At 70.9% G+C, this 20,240-nt stretch carries 19 protein-coding genes and 1 pseudogene; 8 read left to right on the forward strand and 12 right to left on the reverse strand.

Annotated elements, in window-relative coordinates; translation table 11 throughout:
* Window positions 1–53: 53 nt before the first annotated feature.
* The 4 genes from Aiant_RS17565 to phoH2 form a co-directional block, all read right to left on the reverse strand.
* Complete coding sequence (locus Aiant_RS17565; RefSeq protein ID WP_189328474.1) at window positions 54–665, reverse strand: rhomboid family intramembrane serine protease; 612 nt, start codon at window positions 663–665, stop codon at window positions 54–56.
* 36 nt (window positions 666–701) lie between these two features.
* Window positions 702–1,475, reverse strand: a complete 774-nt coding sequence (locus tag Aiant_RS17570) for a S1 family serine peptidase (RefSeq protein ID WP_189328473.1) — start codon at window positions 1,473–1,475, stop codon at window positions 702–704.
* Between the two features lie 60 nt (window positions 1,476–1,535).
* Entirely contained in the window at window positions 1,536–2,237 is a 702-nt protein-coding gene (locus Aiant_RS17575; protein ID WP_189328472.1) for an aggregation-promoting factor C-terminal-like domain-containing protein, read from the reverse strand.
* A 188-nt stretch (window positions 2,238–2,425) separates the two neighbouring features.
* Window positions 2,426–3,844 (reverse strand): RNA 5'-3' helicase PhoH2, encoded by a 1,419-nt coding sequence (gene phoH2 / locus Aiant_RS17580; RefSeq protein ID WP_189328471.1) that lies wholly within the window; start codon window positions 3,842–3,844, stop codon window positions 2,426–2,428.
* A 273-nt stretch (window positions 3,845–4,117) separates the two neighbouring features.
* Between phoH2 and otsB the strand changes: the two genes are divergently transcribed.
* A complete protein-coding gene (gene otsB / locus Aiant_RS17585; protein ID WP_189328470.1) occupies window positions 4,118–4,924 on the forward strand; it encodes a trehalose-phosphatase in 807 nt (268 codons plus the stop codon).
* A gap of 475 nt (window positions 4,925–5,399) precedes the next feature.
* Here the strand turns inward: otsB and Aiant_RS17590 are convergent, their stop codons facing one another.
* Entirely contained in the window at window positions 5,400–6,170 is a 771-nt protein-coding gene (locus Aiant_RS17590; RefSeq protein WP_189328469.1) for an isoprenyl transferase, read from the reverse strand.
* 104 nt (window positions 6,171–6,274) lie between these two features.
* On the reverse strand, window positions 6,275–8,080 hold the full coding sequence (locus Aiant_RS17595) for a phosphoenolpyruvate carboxykinase (GTP) (protein WP_189328468.1): 1,806 nt from the start codon (window positions 8,078–8,080) through the stop codon (window positions 6,275–6,277).
* Window positions 8,081–8,380: 300 nt separating this feature from the next.
* On the opposite strand from Aiant_RS17595, the gene Aiant_RS17600 reads away from it, so the two are divergent.
* The 3 genes from Aiant_RS17600 to Aiant_RS17610 are packed head-to-tail and all read left to right on the forward strand — an operon-like array spanning window position 8,381 to window position 10,254.
* A complete protein-coding gene (locus Aiant_RS17600; protein WP_189328467.1) occupies window positions 8,381–9,142 on the forward strand; it encodes a sigma-70 family RNA polymerase sigma factor in 762 nt (253 codons plus the stop codon).
* A 52-nt stretch (window positions 9,143–9,194) separates the two neighbouring features.
* A complete protein-coding gene (locus Aiant_RS17605; protein ID WP_229829808.1) occupies window positions 9,195–9,695 on the forward strand; it encodes a GtrA family protein in 501 nt (166 codons plus the stop codon).
* 10 nt (window positions 9,696–9,705) lie between these two features.
* Window positions 9,706–10,254 carry a GtrA family protein gene (locus tag Aiant_RS17610; protein ID WP_189328466.1) on the forward strand — a complete coding sequence of 183 codons (549 nt, stop codon included), beginning with the start codon at window positions 9,706–9,708 and terminating at the stop codon, window positions 10,252–10,254.
* Here Aiant_RS17610 and Aiant_RS17615 read toward each other — a convergent pair.
* The 3 genes from Aiant_RS17615 to Aiant_RS17625 are packed head-to-tail and all read right to left on the reverse strand — an operon-like array spanning window position 10,244 to window position 13,257.
* Window positions 10,244–10,765 carry a PH domain-containing protein gene (locus Aiant_RS17615; RefSeq protein ID WP_189328465.1) on the reverse strand — a complete coding sequence of 174 codons (522 nt, stop codon included), beginning with the start codon at window positions 10,763–10,765 and terminating at the stop codon, window positions 10,244–10,246. The two genes, Aiant_RS17610 and Aiant_RS17615, sit on opposite strands and share 11 nt — an antisense overlap.
* Window positions 10,766–10,769: 4 nt before the next feature.
* Window positions 10,770–11,624 carry a biotin--[acetyl-CoA-carboxylase] ligase gene (locus Aiant_RS17620; RefSeq protein WP_189328464.1) on the reverse strand — a complete coding sequence of 285 codons (855 nt, stop codon included), beginning with the start codon at window positions 11,622–11,624 and terminating at the stop codon, window positions 10,770–10,772.
* Window positions 11,625–11,655: 31 nt separating this feature from the next.
* Complete coding sequence (locus Aiant_RS17625) at window positions 11,656–13,257, reverse strand: hypothetical protein (protein WP_189328463.1); 1,602 nt, start codon at window positions 13,255–13,257, stop codon at window positions 11,656–11,658.
* Window positions 13,258–13,451: 194 nt separating this feature from the next.
* Between Aiant_RS17625 and Aiant_RS17630 the strand changes: the two genes are divergently transcribed.
* From Aiant_RS17630 to Aiant_RS17640, 3 genes are all read left to right on the forward strand, one after another.
* A complete protein-coding gene (locus tag Aiant_RS17630) occupies window positions 13,452–15,023 on the forward strand; it encodes an acyl-CoA carboxylase subunit beta (protein ID WP_189328462.1) in 1,572 nt (523 codons plus the stop codon).
* A gap of 92 nt (window positions 15,024–15,115) precedes the next feature.
* The gene (locus tag Aiant_RS17635; RefSeq protein WP_189328461.1) at window positions 15,116–15,253 is read left to right on the forward strand and encodes a transposase; all 138 of its coding nucleotides are present in this window, start codon (window positions 15,116–15,118) and stop codon (window positions 15,251–15,253) included.
* Between the two features lie 176 nt (window positions 15,254–15,429).
* The gene (locus Aiant_RS17640) at window positions 15,430–15,951 is read left to right on the forward strand and encodes a transposase (protein ID WP_425322702.1); all 522 of its coding nucleotides are present in this window, start codon (window positions 15,430–15,432) and stop codon (window positions 15,949–15,951) included.
* A 125-nt stretch (window positions 15,952–16,076) separates the two neighbouring features.
* On the opposite strand, the gene Aiant_RS17645 is transcribed toward Aiant_RS17640, so the two are convergent.
* The 3 genes and pseudogenes from Aiant_RS17645 to Aiant_RS45755 form a co-directional block, all read right to left on the reverse strand.
* Window positions 16,077–16,811, reverse strand: coding sequence for a M50 family metallopeptidase (locus Aiant_RS17645; RefSeq protein ID WP_189328459.1), 735 nt, complete (start codon window positions 16,809–16,811; stop codon window positions 16,077–16,079).
* Window positions 16,812–16,847: 36 nt separating this feature from the next.
* Entirely contained in the window at window positions 16,848–17,063 is a 216-nt protein-coding gene (locus Aiant_RS17650) for a hypothetical protein (RefSeq protein ID WP_189328458.1), read from the reverse strand.
* A 1,561-nt stretch (window positions 17,064–18,624) separates the two neighbouring features.
* A pseudogene (locus tag Aiant_RS45755) lies at window positions 18,625–19,917 on the reverse strand (serine/threonine-protein kinase); the annotation flags it as partial.
* A 101-nt stretch (window positions 19,918–20,018) separates the two neighbouring features.
* On the opposite strand from Aiant_RS45755, the gene Aiant_RS17660 reads away from it, so the two are divergent.
* On the forward strand, window positions 20,019–20,216 hold the full coding sequence (locus tag Aiant_RS17660) for an acyl-CoA carboxylase subunit epsilon (RefSeq protein ID WP_189328457.1): 198 nt from the start codon (window positions 20,019–20,021) through the stop codon (window positions 20,214–20,216).
* Window positions 20,217–20,240: the final 24 nt, after the last annotated feature.

Genomic DNA, 20,240 nt, shown 5'->3' on the forward strand with positions numbered 1-20,240 from the left:
AGTGGAGAACATCACAGCGTCAGGTCACGGGGCCGACACGCTGCGACACCGAATCAGCGCCGCCGGAACAGGAAGGCCGCCACGAAGCCGCCGATCAGGCCGAGCAGGTGGCCCTGCCAGGAGACGGCGCGGTCGGTCGGGAGGATGTTGTAGACCTGGTACCAGTAGAGCAGTCCGATGAAGGCGGCGACCGCCAGGTTCCACCAGCTGTGCTCGACCAGGCCGCGGCCGACGAGCAGGCCGAGGTAACCGAAGATGACGCCGCTGGCGCCGACCACCACGGTGCCCGGGTCGCCGATCAGCCAGACGCCGACGCCGCTGATCAGCATGATGGTCAGCGTCGACCAGATGAACCGGCGCGCGCCGCCGGCCAGCGCGAACGTGCCGACCAGGATGAGCGGCACCGCGTTGCCGTACAGATGGTCCCAGCCGGCGTGCAGGAACGGGCTGAACAGCACGCCGTCCAGGCCGTCCAGGTGCCAGGGCTTGATGCCGCCGGCCACGTCCAGGGTGCCGGCGCCGACGGCCACGTCGAGCGCCTCGATGAGGAACAGGATCGGGATGATCGCGCACATGGTGACGAACGCGCGACCCAGGGAGGCGTAGAAAGCCTCGGTGCCGAACTTCGCCGCGGCGTCGCCACGCGTCTCGGGGGCCCAACTCATCCCTCGATGCTCCCAGGCGGGCGCACCCCCGGCCAGTCAGGACAGCTTGCGGGTGGCCGCCAGGATGGCCGTGCGGAACTTGGAGATCTGCGTGTAGACCCCCGGGTACGCGTCCCGGGCGCAGCCCAGCCCCCAGCTCACGATGCCGACCTGGGCCCAGCGCCCGTCGCGGGCGCGGCGCACCATCGGCCCGCCGGAGTCGCCCTGGCAGGTGTCCACCCCGTGCCGGCCGGCGCAGATCGAGTCGGTCCGGACCAGGGTGACCTTCGCCGCGAGGTACGCCTTGGCGCAGGTCGCGTCCGGGATGGTGGGCACCGTGGCGTAGTGCAGCTTGCGCTCCTGCCGCAGCGACCCCTCCCGGGTCTGCCCCCAGCCCATCACGGTGACGTCGCCCTGGTCGGCGCTCGCGTCCGGGACCAGGTCGAGGGTGGGCAGGGTGAGCACCCGGTCGAGCTTGACCACGGCCCAGTCGTCGCCGCGGGTCTCGGTCTGGAAGCCGGGCGCGCGGATCACCTCGACCGAGTGCGCGGTGACCGCGTTCTTCGCCTTCAGATCGGTCACCCCGGCGGTCACCGTGATCTTCTTGTTCACCCCGGTGGCGTCGACGCAGTGCCCGGCGGTGAGCACCACCCGGGGCGCGGTCAGCGCGCCGCCGCAGCCCATCGAGAGCCGGACCACCCAGGGAAACTCGCCGGCCTTGGCGACGTTGCCGCCGACCACCTCGAGGACGGGACGGCCGCTCGCGACCGCGGGAGCCGGCGTGACCGCGACGGCGGCTGCCAGCAGAACCGAGGCGACAATCCGGACCATACGGACATTTGATCACAGCAGAAGGGGCCGCGCGGCATGCCGCGCGGCCCCTTCGTCAGCTCAGTACCAGCCGACGCTCTCGGAGTGGTTCCAGGCGCCGCACGGAGTGTCGTAGCGGCCCTCGATGTAGCCGAGGCCCCACTTGATCTGGGTGGCCGGGTTGGTCTTCCAGTCGTCCGCGACCGAGGCCATCTTGCTGCCCGGCAGCGCCTGCGGGATCCCGTACGCCCCGGAGCCGCTGTTGGTCGCCTTGTAGTTCCAGCCGCTCTCCCGGTCCCAGAGCTTCTCCAGGCAGGGGAACTGGCTGATCTTGAAACCGGCGTCGAGCATCAGCGCGCAGCCGGTCTTCTTGGCACCCGAGTACTCGTTGCACGAGGACGGGATCGGCCCGGTGAACTCGACCGGCCCACCCGTCTCCTCCGCCTTCTTCTCCGCGGCGGCCTTCTCCTCGGCCTCCTTGGCGGCGATCGCCTTCTTCTCCAGCGAGCGCGCCTTGGTGGCGGCGGCCTTGGCCTCGACGGCGGCCTTCGCGGCGGCGGCGTCCTCGGCGGTGCGCCGGTACGCCCGGGCCGCGGCATGCTCGGCCTGGCGCTCCTTCAGCAGCTGGACCTCCTCGGCGTTGGCCTGCATGACCAGCTGGGACTGGGCATTCTGCTGCTGGTCGTCGCGGTCCTGACCGAGGTACACACCACCGCCGAGACCCGCCACCAGCAGACCGACAGACGCCGTGCGAACTCCGAGCCGGCTCCAGAGCCGATTCACGAAGGTTCCCTTCGTCGGGGGCAAGAACGGGCACCCCGACGACGCGCTCTTCCTACGTCCGCCATGGCCGGTGCCCGCCAGACACCATGGCGCAGCGTGACGACGATGTGAAATGCCAGCGCGGATCTGTGATTTTAGTCACCGTACTTTTTACTTCATTCGGGACAAAGATCCGCGCTGGCGTCACCTCACAGGGGAATGTCCTCCAACAGGTCCGTAACCACCTCGGCAATCGGCGAGCGCTCCGAACGGGTGAGGGTGACGTGGGCGAAGATCGGATGCCCCTTCAGCGCCTCGATCACCGCCGTCACCCCGTCGTGCCGGCCGACCCGCAGGTTGTCCCGCTGGGCCACGTCGTGCGTCAGGATCACCCGGGAGTTCTGCCCGATCCGGGACAGGACGGTGAGCAGCACGTTGCGTTCCAGCGACTGGGCCTCGTCCACGATGACGAACGAGTCGTGCAGGCTGCGGCCCCGGATGTGGGTCAGCGGCAGCACCTCCAGCAGGCCGCGGGCCATCACCTCGTCGACAACGTTGGCGTGCACCACGGCGCCGAGCGTGTCGAAGACCGCCTGCGCCCAGGGCGACATCTTCTCCGCCTCGCTGCCGGGCAGGTAACCGAGCTCCTGGCCGCCGACCGCGTAGAGAGGACGGAACACCACCACTTTCTTGTGGCGGTTGCGCTCCATGGTCGCCTCCAGGCCGGCGCAGAGCGCCAGCGCGGACTTGCCGGTGCCGGCCTTGCCGCCCAGCGAGACGATCCCGATGTTCTCGTCGAGCAGGATGTCCAGCGCCACCCGCTGCTCGGCGGAGCGGCCCCGCAGACCGAAGGCGTCCCGGTCGCCGCGGACCAGTTTCACCGTCTTCTCAGGGGTGACCCGGGCCAGCGCCGAGCCGCGCGCGGAGTGGATCACCAGGCCGGTGTGGCAGGGCAGGTTCTCCGCCTCCTCGGCCTCCAGCTCCTCGCCGGAGTAGAGCGCCTTCACCTGGTCCTCGCCCAGCTCCAGGTCGGCCATGCCGGTCCAGGTGGGGTCGCTGGCCTGGCCGTGCCGGTACTCGTCGGCCGTCAGGCCGACCGAGGCGGCCTTGACCCGCAGCGGCATGTCCTTGCTGACCAGCGTGACGTCGCGGCCCTCGGCCGCCAGCCCGAGCGCCACCGACAGGATCCGGGTGTCGTTCGAGTCGTTGCGGAAGCCGTGCGGGAGCACGCTCTGATCCGCGTGGTTGAGCTCGACACGCAGCGTGCCGCCCTCGTCGTTGCAGAGCACCGGCTGGTCCAGGCGGCCGAACTTGATCCGCAGCTCGTCCAGCATCCGCAGGGACTGCCGGGCGAACCAGCCGAGCTCGGGGTGGTGACGTTTGCCCTCCAGTTCGGAGATGACCACGAGGGGAACGATCACCTCGTGGTCGGTGAACCGGCGGAAGGCCGCCGGGTCGGACAGCAGGACCGAGGTGTCCAGGACGAAGACCTTGCCAGCGGGGGCGGGTTCGGCATCGGCGTGCCGGTCCCGCACCTTGCGGCGGGAGGCGGTGGCACGGGTCTTGGTCACCTTGTCGGCCGGGTCGGATGAGGGGGCGACACCGGCATCGGTACGGCGAGATGTCACAGGCCTGCTCCAGCGGGCGTGCAACCCGCCACCCGCGGTCCGCCACCTCCGGCCGCCGGCACATGCACAGGGTCGGATTGCGGGCCCTGTGGCGCAAGTTGTCGCAGGTCCGGGCCGGCCGGCTGGCTCGGGATGACCCCGTGCCATGACACAAACGCTAGCGGTCAACTGCCTCCTGCGGTAGTGCGCAAAATCGGGCACCCCGGGGTGACGCTCGCCCCACGCGAATTCCGCCGCGCATAAAAGAGGACCTTCCGCGGGTAGTCTGGCGACGTGGCAGAGACCCCGCGTCCGACCCATCCCGCGAGCGCCGACCACGCGTGGGCGCGCACCGTCGAGCATGCCTCCCGGACCACGTTCTTCTTCGATTTCGACGGCGTGCTCTCCCCCGTCACGAAAGACCCTTCGGCCTCCCAGCCGGTGCCCGAGGTGCCCGCCGTTCTGGAGCGTCTGGCGGCCAGGGTCGCCCGGGTGGCGATCGTCTCGGCCCGTCCGGTGGACTTCCTGCGGTCCCGGTTCGCCGCCCTGGAGCACGTCGACCTCTTCGGCCTCTACGGCCTGGAGGTGCTGCACGAGGGCGAGATCGTGACCAAACCGGCCGCCCTGGAGTTCGAGCGCCCGATGGCCGAGCTGGCCGCCGAGGCGCAGGCCGCCCTGGCCAAGCCGGTCCTGGTGGAGTTCAAGCGGCTCTCCGTCGCCCTGCACTATCGGGAGTGCCCGGAGCGCGCCGCCGAGGTCGAGCAGTGGGCGCACGAGCGCGCCGAGCGGGCCGGCCTGGCGATCCAGCACGGTCGCATGGTCGTCGAGCTGAAGCCGCCGGTCGATCAGGACAAGGGCATGGTGATCACCGAGGCCGTCCGCGACGCCGGCTGCGCGTGGTATTTCGGGGATGACATGTCCGACATCAAGGCGTTCGACGCGCTGCGCGCGCGGGAGGCGGTCGACCCGGGGTTCTTCGGGATGGCGATCGCGGTGGCCAACGACGAGACCGGCGCCGAGGTGTCCAGCGCCGCCGACCTCACCCTGGCCTCGCCGGCCGCGGTGGCCGCTTTCCTCACCGACGGCCTCGACCGCTTCTAGGCCCCTCCTGCTTGACGGACCACCTCGCTGCCGCGATGTCCGCCGGCAATCTCGCGGATGCTTATTTTGTACGACTCGGAGCCCCGTGCGAATCGGCCCGCGAGGCCGCGGCCACGCACGACCGCAACGCGTGTCGTGCGGGCCCGCGTGTGGTGACGCAAGGCCGCGCACCGCTCCGACGCGAGTCGCGCGGCTCCACGGACCGCGGCTCGCGCCGCGGCCACGAGTGAGCCGCAGCCGATCCCCCGACGAATCCGCACGGCTCGCGCAGCGGTCACGAGTGGGCCGCAGCCTCGCGATCCCCAGGCGGACCCGCACGACACGCGCAGCGGTCGTGCGTGGGCCGGGCATCGCGAGCCGACTGCCACAGAGCCGCCAGTCGTACAAGAAAAAGATCCGCAAGGGTGCGGACGGCGTCGCGGCAGCGGGCATGGTTTGTCAACGGCCAACCGTGCGCCGCACGAAGGAAAAGGCGTCAGGCGCCGTAACGGCGCTGGCGGTTGCCGTAGGAGCGCAGGGCGCGCAGGAAGTCGATGCGGCGGAAGTCCGGCCAGTTCGCGTCGTGGAAGTAGAACTCCGAGTGCGCCGACTGCCAGAGCAGGAAACCGGACAGCCGCTGCTCGCCGCTGGTGCGGATGACCAGGTCGGGGTCGGGCTGGCCGCGGGTGTAGAGGTGCTCGGCGATGTGCTCGACGTCGAGGATCTCGGCCAGCTCCTCCAGGGTGCCGCCGGACGCCGCGTGCTGCTGGAGCAGCGAGCGCACCGCGTCGGTGATCTCCCGCCGGCCGCCGTAGCCGACCGCCATGTTGACCTCGACGCCGCCGGAGCGGTCCTGGGTCTTCTCCTGCGCGGCCTTGAGGGTCGCCGCGGTGGCGGCGGGCAGGATGTCGAGCGCGCCGACCATCCGCAGCCGCCAGGGGTTGCCCTCCTCGGCCAGCTCGGTCGCCAGGTCCTCGATGATTTTCACCAGCGGGTCGAGCTCGGCGGCGGGGCGCTGCAGGTTGTCGGTGGCCAGCAGATAGAGCGTGACGTGCTCGATGCCGGACTGGTCGCACCAGGTGAGCAGGTCCTTGACCCGGACGGCGCCGACGCGGTGTCCGTCGTTGGGGTCGACGAAACCCATCTCGCGGGCCCAGCGCCGGTTGCCGTCGCACATGACGCCGACATGGCGGGGCACCGGCTTGCCGGCCAATTTGCCGGCGAGCCGCCGCTCATAAAAGGAGTAGACCAGCGAACGCACACTCATCACCGGCAAGGGTAGCCACCCCGCCGGCGTGCTCGAGCGGGGGCGGCCCAGATGCGGCGAAACGTTCACGGCGCCCGCCCCTCGGGTGAGGGGCGGGCAGCGTGTCAGGCGTCGGCGAGCCGGGCGCGCAGCGCGTCCAGCTCGGCCCAGAGCACGGCCGGCAGCTTGTCGCCGAACTTCTCGAACCACTCGGTGACCTGCGGCAGCTCGGCCAGCCACTCGTCCTTGTCGACGCGCAGCACGGCCTCCAGGGCGGCCTGGTCGATGTCCAGCCCGGTCAGGTCGAGCGACTCCGGCGTGGCGACGTGCCCGATCGCGGTCTCGCGGGCGTCGGCCTTGCCGTCCAGGCGCTCGCAGACCCACTTGAGCACCCGGCTGTTCTCGCCGAAGCCCGGCCAGAGGAACCCGCCGTCCTCGTCCCGGCGGAACCAGTTCACGTAGAAGACCTTGGGCAGCTTGGACGCGTCGCCGGAGGCGCCCTTGGCCATGTCGATCCAGTGCTGGAAGTAGTCGCCGGCGTGGTAGCCGATGAACGGCAGCATGGCCATCGGGTCACGGCGGACCACGCCGACCTGGCCGACCGCGGCCGCGGTGGTCTCGGACGACAGGGTGGCGCCGAGGTAGACCCCGTGCACCCAGTCGCGGGCCTCGGTGACCAGCGGGATCGTGGTCTTGCGGCGGCCACCGAACAGGATCGCGTCGATCGGCACGCCGCGCGGGTCGTGGTACTCGTCGGCGAGGATCGGGCACTGCTCGATCGGGGTGCAGAAGCGGCTGTTCGGGTGGCTCGACGGCGCCTCCGACTCCGGCGTCCAGTCCTGGCCCTTCCAGTCGGTGAGGTGCGCGGGCGGCTCGCCCATGCCCTCCCACCAGATGTCACCGTCGTCGGTCAGCGCCACGTTGGTGAAGACCGAGTTGCCCTTGGCGAGCGTGCGCATCGCGTTCGGGTTGGTGTGGAAGTCGGTGCCGGGCGCGACGCCGAACAGCCCGAACTCCGGGTTGGTCGCCCAGAGCCGGCCGTCCTCGCCGAAGCGCATCCAGGCGATGTCGTCGCCGACGGTCTCCACCTTCCAGCCCGGCAGGGTCGGCTCGAGCATGGCCAGGTTGGTCTTGCCGCAGGCCGACGGGAAGGCGCCGGCGATGTAGCGGACCACGCCCTCCGGCGAGGTCAGCTTCATGATCAGCATGTGCTCGGCGAGCCAGCCCTCGTCCCGGGCGGCCACGCTGGCGATGCGCAGGGCGTAGCACTTCTTGCCGAGCAGCGAGTTGCCGCCGTACCCGGAACCGAACGACCAGATCTCCCGGGTCTCCGGGAAGTGCGAGATGTACTTCGTCTCGTTGCACGGCCAGGCGACGTCGCTCTGTCCGGGCTCCAGCGGCGCGCCGATCGAGTGCAGGCACGGGACGAAGTCCGCGTCGTCACCCATCGCGCTCAGGACCTCGGCCCCCATCCGGGTCATGATGCGCATGCTGGCCACGACGTACGGGCTGTCGGTGAGCTCCACGCCGAACATCGGGTTGTCGGCGTCCAGCGGGCCCATGCAGAACGGGACGACGTACATCGTCCGTCCCCTCATCGAGCCGCGGTACAGCTCGGTCATCAGGGACTTCATCTCGGCCGGGTCCATCCAGTTGTTGGTCGGACCGGCGTCGGCCTCGTCGGCCGAGCAGATGAAGGTGCGCTCCTCGACGCGCGCCACGTCGGACGGGTCGGTGCGCGCCCAGAACGAGTTGGGCTTCTTCTCCGGGTCCAGCCGGACCAGCGCGCCGGACTCGACGAGCGCGTCGGTCAGCGTGGTCCATTCGTCGTCCGAACCGTCACACCAGACGATCCGGTCGGGCGTTGTCAGGGCGGCGACCTCGTCGATCCACGCCAGCAGGCGGGGGTGCGAGGTGTGGGGGTGAGACAAGGTGAAGCTCCTTCGGTCGGCACTGACCAATGACTGACCGGCCGGATATTCCGGCGGTAGTCATGGGAGTCACATCAGGTTAAGCCCCATACCCATGCAGTTCATCGGTCGAACCTGTGGACAACCGCACAATCTTTGGCCGCCGTGCGCGATGACGATTGATTCTTCGCCTCTTGGCGCACGAGCGCGCACCCGCGCCGGCCGAACCGCCACTCCCGACAACTTTCGCAAATTGGACTTAACGCCTTAGACTTTCACGTAATCGGGCTTACCTCGCAGTTCCGGCCAAACGGAGGCGGAATGACGACCCCGGGCAACACCGACTCGGACACGGATCTGCTCGCCGCCGTCCGGGCCGGCGACGCCGCCGCCTACGGGACGCTCTACGAGCGGCACCACGCGGCGGCGCGGCTGTTCGCGTACGGCCTGGCGCGCGACCCGTCCGACGCCGACGACCTGGTCGCCGAGACGTTCGCCAAGGTGTTCGCGTCGCTGCGGGCCGGCCGGGGCCCCCTGGTCGCGTTCCGCGCCTACCTGCACACCACCATGCGGCACGTCTGCTACCAGCGCGCCCGCTCGGACCGGCGGCTGGAGTTCACCGACGACCTGAGCCGCTACGACGCCGGCGAGCCGTTCACCGACCCGGCCCTCGACCAGCTGGAACGCAGCTTCGCGGCGGCCGCGTTCCGGCAGCTCCCGCCGCGCTGGCGGGACGTGCTGTGGCAGACCGAGGTGGAGGGCAGCACCCCGGCCGAGCTGGCCCCGCGGATGGGCCTGACCCCGAACGCGGTGGCGGTCCTCGCCCACCGGGCCCGCGAGGGGCTGCGCAGCCTGTACCTCCAGCAGCACGTCACCGCGGCCGAGCACCCCGAGTGCCGGTGGGCCGGCGAGCGGCTGGGCGGGCAGCTGCGCGGCCGGCTCGCCCCTCGCGACGCCCGCCGGATGCGGACCCACCTGGGGCGCTGCGCCGAGTGCCGGGGCCGGCTCGCGGAGATCCGGGAGATCGACAGCTTTCGACACGGTCCGTACCGGCAGCGTGACCGTGCCGGAACCGCGGGTTGAGGTTGTGCAACGAGACCAGCGCCGGGAGTCCGACCCCGGTACCCTCGCATCCGTGCCCCCGACCTCACCGCGGCCGTCCGGACTGCGCACCCGGCTGCGGGCGCTGGTGCGGGAGATCGGCAAGTTCAGCGCCGTCGGCAGCATCGCGTTCGCCATCGATCTGCTCATCTACAACCTGCTGCTGAACACCGGCAGCGAGACGCTGACCGCCAAGACGATCTCCACGATCGTGGCGACCACCCTGGCCTTCTTCGGCAACCGGTACTGGACCTGGCGCCACGGCGATCACACCCATCTGGCGCGGCAGTACACCACGTTCTTCGTGCTGAACGCGATCGGCCTGGGCATCGCCCTGGCCTGCCTCGCGATCAGCCATTACGTGCTGGGCGACATCTGGCCGGCGCTGCGGAGCCAGGCGGCCGACAACGTCGCCGGCCTGCTGGTCGGCACCGCATTGGGTACCATATTCCGATTCTGGTCATATCGAAAATTCGTCTTCCGGGCCGCCGACGTCCCGCCTCGTGATCCGGCGTACTCGCCGCCGTCCCCATAAGGTTGCCCCCATGCCCTCAGCCATGTCGCTGACGGAACGCCTGCGTCGCCTCGCGCCCGAAGCCATCGCCTTCGGCATCATCGGAGCCGGCAACACCCTGCTCTACATGGCGATCACCTACGTCGCGCTACCGATCGGCGCGGTCAAGGCGAGCATCATCGCGACGGTCGTCACGACCACGCTGGCGTACCTGGCGAACCGCTACTGGACCTACCGCAACCACACGCGCACGGCGCTGCGGCGCGAGTACACGCTGTTCTTCGGGTTCAACCTGGTCGGCATGGTGATCCAGTCCGGCATGGTGGCGATCGGCAAGTACGGGTTCGGGCTCACCGAGGAGCACGACAAGTTGCTCTTCCTCGGCGTCACCCTGGTCGGCATCGCGATCGCCACGGTGTTCCGCTTCTGGGCGTACCGGACGTTCGTCTTCCTCAAGCCGCCGGTCGACGGGCACGAGGGCGCGATCACCGAGATGGACGCGACCGCCGGGTTCGCCGAGCTCAGCGCGGTGGACGTGCCGGGCAGCGCGGCCGAGCTGGACACCCAGCTCAAGCGCTGACCTCGGCGTCCTCCTCTTCGTCCTCGTCCGGGCTCAGCTCGATCAGCTCGTAGAGCGTGGTCTGCACCCGCTGGGCGTGCGGCACCCCGGACAGCCGCGCGCTCTGCTCGCCGATCGAGTCGATCACCAGCGTGCCGGTGCCGAAGACCCGGTCGAGCAGCGACTGGGTGAGCGCATGGTCGTTCACCCGGTTCAGCGGCAGGTCACGGCGCTCCCGGACGAGGATGCCGGACTGCGTCAGCAGACGCTCGCCGGTCAGCACGTAGTGCGTGCAGCGCCACTGGACGATCGGGTGCACGCCGTAGCGAACCGCGTGGTACAGCATGATCGCCGCGACCAGGGCCAGCCCGATCCGGCCGCCCTCGTTGCCGGGCAGCAGCACCCAGGCCATGATCAGGCCGGCCAGGGTCAGCACCAGCACCAGGACCGGGCCGACCACCGACTTGCCGTGGGGACGCAGGTGGAGGACGACCTCCTCCTGTTCGGACAGCACTTCCGCCGGGAACGCCACCCGGTCAGCGTACGTGCAGCACGTCACCCGCCGAGACACGATGTTCCGCGCCGTCCACCGTACGGATCACCAACTGGCCGTCCCGATTCACCGTGACCGCCTCGCCGAGCAGCTCACCGCCGCCGGGCAGCAGCACCCGCACGTCCCGGCCGATCGTCGCGCACCGGCGCTGATACTCCCCGAGCAGCCCGCACATCTCGGCGTCGCCACCGGCCTCGCGCCACCCCGCATACCACCGCTCCAGCCCGCGCAGCAGCGCCCGCAGCAGCGGATCGCGGTCCACCGTCTCGGCGCCGGACAGCCGCAGCGAGGTGGCCGGCACCCCGGTGGTCGCCGGCAGCTCGTCGGCGCGGGTGCTGACGTTCAGCCCGATCCCGACCACCACCGCGTCGCCGGACATCTCGGCCAGGATCCCGGCACACTTGCGGTCGGCGACCAGCAGATCGTTCGGCCACTTGAGGTCGGCCTCGACGCCGGCCACCCGGGACACCGCGTCGGCCAGCGCCACCCCGGCCAGCAGCGGCAGCCAGCTCACCGCTTTCGGCTCGACGGCCGGCCAGCCACGCTCCGGGTCGGCGACGCCGGGGCGCAGCAGCACGCTCTGATAGAGACCGGCCCGCGCCGGGCTGACCCACTGCCGATCCCGCCGGCCCCGGCCGGTGATCTGCTGCTCGGCGACGATGACCAGGCCCTCGGGGGCGCCGTCACGGGCCGCGTCGGCCACGTCAGCGTTGGTGGAGCCGGTCTCCGGGCGGACCTCCAGGCGCGACCAGAGAGCGCCGGGCTGGACCAGGGCGCGGGTGAGTGCCCGCTCGGAGAGCGGCGGGCGGTCCAGATCGGTGTACCCGGAAGCGGCCATCCCGGGAGCCTATGCCCCGGGCCGGCGGGGCTCAGCCGTTGGGGCCCGCGGCGTGCCGGCTGATGTAGGACGAGTCGGCTTCGGGGACGGGAGCCGGGCGGGGGCGGGGCCGGGGGCGCGGTCCGCGATCACGGTAGCGGCGCGGTTCGGTCCAGGAGGCTGCTTCGGCACGGTCCTTTTCGGTACGCCCGGAGCCGGCGGTCCTCGCCCGTGGCCGGTCCTCGCCGGTCGCCCTGGCGGTGCCCGCCCGCTCGCCGGTCGCCCTGCCGCTTCCCGCCTTCTCGCTGGTCGCTCTGCTGTTGCCCGTCTTCTCGCCGGTCACCCTGCCGCCTCCCGCCCGCTCGCCGGTCACCCTGCCGCTTCCCGTCTTCTCGCCGGTGGACCACGAGCGCGGGAGGCGGATGCGGTGGTCGTCCGGGGCGGGCGGCGGCCAGCTGGGCACCAGGGTCGTCGGCTCGGCGGCCTGCACCGGGGTCAGATCGAAACCGGTCGCCGGCTCGTAGTCGGGGACGGCGGGCAGGCGCTCCACCGGGACCGGCCAGCCGTAGCCGCGGGCGGACGGCTCCGGGTCGGCGTAGAGCTCGCCGGGGACCGGGGTCCAGTAGTCGCCGGACGGCGGGCGGTCGTCGAGGTCCGGGTAGCGGGGGCGAACCCAGCCGTTGATCCGGTCGCCGTAGCCGCGGTCGGACCGGTCGATCGGGGCGGTGCGGGCGGGGCGGGCTCCGGCGTACCGGCGGTTCGGGGCCTGCCGGTCGCCGGCCCGCCAGGCCGTGTTGTCGATGAAGCGGGAGTCCTCGCCGGTCGGGTCGTCCTCGGTGGCGTCCGCCCGGTAATCGGCGATCGCCGGTGCGGCCGGCTCCTCGCCGTGCCACGACTCGCCGGGCGCCCAGGCCCGCTCGCCGTGCCACGAGCCCTCACCGTGCCACGACTCCTCGCCGTGCCACGACTCCTCGTGCTGCCCGTCGTTCCACGAGCCCTCGCCGCGCTCGTCGGTCCACGAACCTTCTCGCCGTTCCTCGGCCCACGAACCGTCGCCGCGCTCCTCGGCCCATGAATCCTCGTGACGCTCCTCGGCCCACGAATCCTCGTGACGCTCCTCAGCCCTCGAACCCTCGCCGCGCTCGTTCGTCCACGAACCCTCGCCGTGCTCGTCCGGCCAGGAGCCCTCGCCGCGGCGGGGCCGGGCCGGGTAGGCGGGATCCTCGTCGAGCTCGATCGCGGCGTGGTCGGCGTACTCCTCCGGTGCGGCGGCGGGCGGCTGCTCGTCGTACGCGAAGCTCTGCTCGGGAAGCGGACCGTCGGCGAACGGATCGTCCTGGTCGAAGGGCGGTCTGTCGGTGGGGTCCTCGTCGGCCAGGCCGATCGAGGCCAGACCGGCGCCCTGATCGGCGCGCGGCGCGGAGCGGCCGCCGAAGGCCGCGGCCAGCCGGCGGCGACGGCCGGTCGGCGCCCACTCGTCGTTGTCCACAGGCTCGGCGGCAACCTGGGGAAACTCGGGTTCCGGCGACGCCGCGCGACGCGGACGCCGGGGCGGCGGGTCGCCGGCACCGAACAGCACGGCGCGGAAACTGATCAGCGTGGCGAGGCCCCCCGCGATGAACGCGAGCCCGGCCGCCGTCATCCAGTTCGTCACGTGAGGCGTAACGAATGGGACAACAGGTATGAAACGGACCCGTAGCGACGCCCCCTTCGTGAGCCGGATTCGCGGCTACGATCATCGTGAGTGAGGGTTGTTCGCGATCCGGCGTGAGCGTGCGGTCACCGCGGGCGTCCGCGCCATCGCGACCATCCGAGCCGCACCGCCGCCTCTGGAGCGTGGAGAAAACCGTGACAACGCAGCCCGACATCCACACCACCGCCGGAAAGCTAGCCGATCTCGCGAACCGCTCCGAGGAGGCGGTCCACGCGGGTTCCGCGCGCGCTGTCGAGAAACAGCACGCGCGCGGCAAGAAGACCGCCCGGGAGCGGATCGAGCTGCTGCTCGACAAGGACTCCTTCGTCGAGCTGGACGAGCTCGCCCGGCACCGCTCGACCGCCTTCGGCCTGGACCGCAACCGGCCCTACGGCGACGGCGTGGTGACCGGGTACGGCACCGTCGACGGCCGGCAGGTCTGCGTTTTCTCGCAGGACTTCACGGTCTTCGGCGGCTCGCTCGGCGAGGTCTTCGGCGAGAAGATCGTCAAGGTGCTGGACCTGGCCATGAAGATCGGCTGCCCGATCGTCGGGATCAACGACTCCGGCGGCGCCCGGATCCAGGAGGGCGTGGTCGCCCTCGGGCTGTACGCCGACATCTTCTTCCGCAACGTCCGGGCCAGCGGCGTCATCCCGCAGATCTCGCTGATCATGGGCCCGTGCGCGGGCGGCGCGGTCTACTCCCCGGCGATCACCGACTTCACCGTGATGGTCGACCAGACCTCGCACATGTTCATCACCGGACCGGACGTGATCAAGACGGTCACCGGTGAAGAGGTCGCGATGGAGGAGCTGGGCGGCGCACGCACCCACAACACCCGCAGCGGCAACGCGCACTACCTGGCCTCCGACGAGGAGGACGCGATCGACTACGTCCGGGCGCTGCTCTCCTACCTGCCGAGCAACAACCTGGACGAGCCGGTCGCCTACGAGGAGCCCGCCGACCTGTCCGCCGGCAACGCCGACCTGGCCCTGGACACCCTGGTCCCGGACTCGCCCAACCAGCCGTACGACATCAAGACCGTGGTCGAGACGGTCGTCGACGACTTCCTCGAGGTGCAGCCGCTCTACGCGCAGAACATCGTGGTCGGCTTCGGCCGGGTCGAGGGCCGCCCGGTCGGCGTGGTGGCGAACCAGCCGATGCACTTCGCCGGCACCCTCGACATCGCGGCCAGCGAGAAGGCCGCCCGCTTCGTGCGCACCTGCGACGCGTTCAACATCCCGGTGCTGACGTTCGTGGACGTGCCCGGCTTCCTGCCCGGCACCGGCCAGGAGTGGGACGGGATCATCCGGCGCGGGGCGAAACTCATCTATGCGTACGCCGAGGCCACCGTCCCGAAGGTCACGGTGATCACGCGGAAGGCGTACGGCGGGGCCTACGACGTGATGGGCTCGAAGCACATCGGCGCGGACATGAACTTCGCCTGGCCGACCGCGCAGATCGCGGTGATGGGCGCACAGGGCGCGGTCAACATCCTGTACCGCGGGGAGCTGGCGGCGGCCGAGGACCCGGCGGTGCGCCGGGCCGAGTTGGTCCAGGAGTACGAGGACACGCTGGCCAACCCGTACATCGCGGCGGAGCGGGGTTACGTGGACGCGGTGATCCGGCCGTCGGAGACGCGGGCGCAGGTCACTCGGGCGCTGCGGATGCTCCGGACCAAGCGGGAGACTTTGCCGCCGAAGAAGCACGGCAACATCCCGCTCTGACCGAACAGCCCCCGCCCTCCTCAGTGAGTGTTTGAGAGTGCTGTCGCACGGCGTGTCCCTGTACGAGACGAGAGCGGCTTGAAGCTGTTCTGGTGGAGCGTGAGCGGCGATATCCGTCTGATCTGACCGATGAGCAGTGGGACTTCGTCGAGCCGATGCTTCCGTTGATCAAGTCGCCGGGCCGGATTCCGAAGCATCCGCGCCGAGCGATCGTCGATGCGATCTTGTAAGTCGTCCGTAGTGGCTGCTCGTGGCGGCAGCTACCGGCCGATTTTTCGCCCTGGCAGACCGTGTACCGGCAGTTCCAGCAGTGGGAGAAACGCCAGGTCACGAGCGGATTCTTGAGGAACTACGTGAACAGTTGCGGCTGGCCGAGGGTCGTGAGGCGCAGCCCTCGGCCGCTGTCATGGACTCTCAGTCGGTCAAGGCTGCCGATACCGTCGGCAGCGACAGCCGCGGCTACGACGCCGGCAAGAAGATCAATGGCCGTAAGCGGTTCATCGTCACCGACACTCTCGGCCTGCAGATGGTGGTGTGCGTGATGTCGGCGTCCTGGCAGGACCGCGACGGCGCGAAGACGTCCCTGCTCAGCACCTATCTGTTCACGCCGATCCGGCATGTGTTCGCCGATCAGGGCTTCGCCGGCCGGCTGGTCGACTGGGCCGAGCAGATGCTCGACACCACGGTCGAGATCGTCCGCAAACCCGCTGACCAGCACGGATTCGTCGTGCACCCGAAACGGTGGGTGGTCGTTCGCAGCCTCGCCTGGCTCACCGCACACCGCCGGTTGGCCCGCGACTACGAACGCGATCCCGCCGTCTCGGAGGCCTCGATCCGCTGGGCCGCGATCAACACCATGATCCGCCGCCTCGACCGTGGCCGGCCCGCCACCCGCCAACGTCGCCGGACGTTCAGCACGCCCGGATAGCAGTCCTCTCAAACACTCACTCAGGGGGCGGCCCCGATCCCATTGTCACGAAGCCGCAGCGGCCGCGCCGACGGCCTGTGGACAGACCGACACCGTGGAAAACGCCGCGGCTCCTCGCCGCCGTGCTAGACGGCCGCGGGGAGCCACTGGCCGGCCAGCAGGAAGGCGCCGGTCACCAGGGCCGCCAGGTCGACGACCAGGAAGACGCCGACCCAGAACAGGGCGGGGACGTGGGTGATGCGGGCCAGCTGGTCGGCGTCGGAGTCGCGCATGCGGCCCCGGTTGCGGAGGGTCTGCAGTTCGAAGACCGGGCGGACGCCGCCGAAGAGGAGGAACCAGACGCCGGTGTAGGCGAAGGCGGACTGGACCTCCGGGGAGGCGTACCAGGAGACGGCGAAGACGATGGCGCCGGTGATCAGCAGGGAGATCACGCCGAACGCGTTGCGAATGTTGATCAGCATGAGCAGCAGGAGGACCACGGCCAGCCAGAGCAGCAGGGTGATCCGGTTGCCGCCGAGCAGCCAGGCGCCGAGCAGGCCGATCAGGGACGGCGCGATGTAACCGCCGAGCAGGGTCAGGATCATGCCGAAGCCGGTCGGGCGCCCGGCCGACAGGGTCAGGCCGGACGTGTCGAACTCCAGCCGGATGCCGCGCAGCTTGCGGCCGGTCAGCAGGGCGAACAGGGCGTGGCCGCCCTCGTGGGCGATGGTCACCGCGTTGCGGGCCACCCGCCAGATCGGGCGGATCGCCACGGCCAGGAACCCGGCCACCGCAGTGAGGAGAACCAGCAGCTCGGGCGGGTCGGGCTGGGCACCCAGCAGCTGGTCCCAGAGGTCACTCACACCGTCGATCGACAACACGCCGGGGACTGTAGCCGATCTCGCTGTCCAGATGTTCTAGGCACGTCGCCTGATCGAGGACTCGGCCGTCGTCGGGGCCCGGTTGCCGAGGCTCCGGGCCGCGTAGACGCCGGCGGCCGTGACCACCAGGCCGGCGATCAGCAACAGCATCGTGATCGGCCCCGCGGCGGTCGCGACGATCGCGAGGTCCGCCAGGGCGACCAGCATCCAGAGCGCCAGGGTGGGCTTACTGCCGTGCGGTCGGCAGTTCATGGAAGCACCTCCATTCGTGATTCTCGACAACTACCCCGGTTGCCGGGGAATCACGCATGGAGGTTCAGTTCAGGGTGAAGCCCGCCAGGACCGCGTCGAGGTCCTTCCTGGCGGCGTTCCAATCCTCCGGCGAGGTGTACCAGCAGATTTGGTACGTCTTGTCGCCGACGGACATGCTCCGCTTCAGCACGTGCTGCCGATGCCCGTTGGAGCTGTTGTAGAAGTACTCCCAGTCGGCGGCAGGCCGGCCCTGGTAGGTCACCGCCGCCGGACCGCTGACCGTGTCGTAACCCTGCTCGGCCTGGGCCTCCTGCAACGCCTTCAGCGGATCCGCGCCGCCGTCGTCGAAGCGGAAGATGATCAGCAGCCGGTTACCCCAGTTGAACCGGGTCTCGGTGTCACCGCGGCGGTCGACCTCGGCTTTCGGCGGCAGGGCGACCGCATAGCCGGACTGCGAGCTGACCTTCCAGCCTGCCGGGACGCCCGCGGCCGGCGCGCTGGTCGACGGGGTCGCCGCGCCCTTGCTCGGCGTCTCGCCCTTGCCGGCCGGGCTGGACGGCTTGCCGGTGGCGGCCACCGCGCCCGGGGTGACGCCGGTCGCCTTGTCGTCGTCGGTGCTCAACGCCTGCACCAGGATGATGCCGACGAGCAGCACGAACGTGAGCACGATGGAGGCGCCGATCACCGCCTGCCGGCGGGTCAGCGTGGTGCCGAACACTGTGATGCCGTTGACCCGGCGGACGACCGGGCGCACCGGCATCGGGGTCCAGGCCGGACGCTGCGACGGGGTGAACCCGGCGGACGAGGGGACCACCCGGGTCGCGCCGTCGTCGCCGGTGGCGGGCCGGGGCAGCGAGGTGACCATGCGGGTCGCACCGTCGTCCTCGGCGGGCGGTGAAGTGACCACCCGGGTCGCGCCGTCGTCATCGGCGGCCGACGGCTGCGGGGCGATCGCGGCGAAGTCGACGACCGAGGTCTTGTCCTGGTCCTGGACCGTCGAGGCGGGGCGCCGGCCGGGGATGAGGGCGGTCGCCGGGCGCTCAACGGCGGCCGAGGGCTCGACGGCGGCCGGGGGCTCGGCCGGCTCGGCCTCCTCCTCGGAGTTCTCGTCCTGCTCGGCGTTCTCGGTCTGCTCGACGGCCTCGGGCTCGGCAGCGGCCTTGACCGGCGCGGCCTGCTCCTTGGCTCGCTCGGTCTCCTCGGCAGTGTCGGCCTTGTCGTCTTTATCGGTCTTGTCGGCTTTGTCGTTCTGCCCCGCCGTCGGCGCATCGTCCTCGCCGGACTGCGGCTCAGCGGCCTTGTCGGCCACGGGCTCCTCGGCCTCGGCGGTGTCGGTGGTTTCCGCGACCTCGGTTGCGGTCTCGGCCACGGCCTCCGGCGCCTCGGACGACGCCGCCGTGGCCTCGGGCTCCGGCGTCACCGGAGTCGCCTCGACGACCTCCTCCGGCTCCGGCGCAGGCACCACCGGGTACGCGCCGGTGGCGGCGGCCAGCGAGGCCTCGTGCTCCGGCGCGGCCTTCTTGCGCCGGTTGGCCGCCACGTCGGCGGCGGTGAACCCGACCCGGGCGGTGTTCACCACTGGCGTGGACGGCGGGGTGGCCCGGCCGGGCGGCGTCGCGCCGGAACCGGGACGGGTGCCCCGCGGGGCGGCCGGCGGTGCTGGTCGCGTACCGAAAGCCTGGGGGTTGACCGGCTCGTCGCGGACCGGGGGGCCGTCGACCTTCGTCTGGTCCAGCGGTCTGCGGCCTTTGGGCTGGTCCTGCGGGCGCTGGTCGGGTCCGGCCGGGTTGCCCACGGTGGCTTTGCCGGGGGTGAAGATCGGACGGCCGCCGGGCTGCTCCGGAGAGTTGCCGGCCGGCGCGTCGGCCGGACGGGGGCGCGGCGTGGGCACGACCGGGGCGGAGCCGGTGGCGGTCACGAAACCGCTGCCCGGCAGCACCGGCGGACCACCCGGACCGCTCGGCAGCGACGGCCGCTCGCGGCCGACACCCGGGCGGCGCATGGTCGGGCTCATCGGGAAGCTCAGCTTCGCGCGCCGCCCGGCGGCGCGCGCGAGCAGCCGCTCCGCCTCGTCGGCATCGATCCGGTGGGCCGGATCCTTGCGCAACAACCCGTTGAGTACGGGTTTGAGCGGTCCCGCGTTGCGCGCCTGCGGCACGTTCTCGGTGGCCAGGGCGGCGAGTGTGGCGATCGCCGAGGGACGGGCGAACGGGGACTGGCCCTCGACCGCGGCGTAGAGGGTGGCGCCGAGCGACCAGAGGTCGGCGGCCGGGCCGGCGGTGCCGTCGCGGGCGCGTTCCGGAGCGATGTACGCCGGGGAGCCGAGCACCAGGCCGGTGCGAGTCACATTCGGGTCGCCGGGGACGGTGGCCAGACCAAAATCGGTCAGCACGACGCGGCCGTCGCCGCCCATCAGCACGTTGCCCGGCTTGACGTCACGGTGCACGACGCCGGCGCGGTGCGCCGCCTTCAGCGCATTCAGCACGCCGAGGCCGATCTCGGCGGTGCGGACCGCGTTGAACGGGCCGTCCTTGGCGAGCGTGTCCTGCAGCGAGCGGGACGGCACGTACTCCATGACGATCCACGGGTCGGCGTCCGTGCGCAGCACGTCGAAGACGCGGACCACGTTGATGTTGTTGAGCCGGGCGATGGCCCGGGCCTCGCGCAGGGAGCGCTCGCGCATCTCCTGCCGCTCGGCGGGGGTCAGCCCGGGCGGCGGGACGAGTTCCTTGATCGCCACCTCGCGGTGCAGGACGACATCGGTCGCCCGCCAGACGCGACCCATCCCGCCCTGACCGAGCGGCGCAACCAGCCGGTACCGATCAGCGACAATGAGCGGGGGAGAAGAAGACATCACGCAGAAAATACCTGGTTCTGTCGAGCGGCCGCGAATTGATCAGCCGAGTGTGGGACACGTGTCACCGGAAGCCGGGGCACCCGTCGTACGCTCGGCCAATGAACGATGAACCGCTGGTCGGAGTCGTACGTGGAAGCCTAGACGATCATGAGGTGGCCGCACTGGTCGCCATCCTCGCAGTCCGATCAACCCCGGTCAATTACGACACCCCGCCTCGGACCGGTTCCGACTGGATCCGATCAGGGCGCCCAGCAGCGGGTCCGCGATCCTGGAAGTCGTCGGCCCTCCCCCGCTGACCAGGTTGTCCACAGGGGATTTCC

The sequence above is a fragment of the Actinoplanes ianthinogenes genome (assembly GCF_018324205.1).
GTDB classification, from domain to species: domain Bacteria; phylum Actinomycetota; class Actinomycetes; order Mycobacteriales; family Micromonosporaceae; genus Actinoplanes; species Actinoplanes ianthinogenes.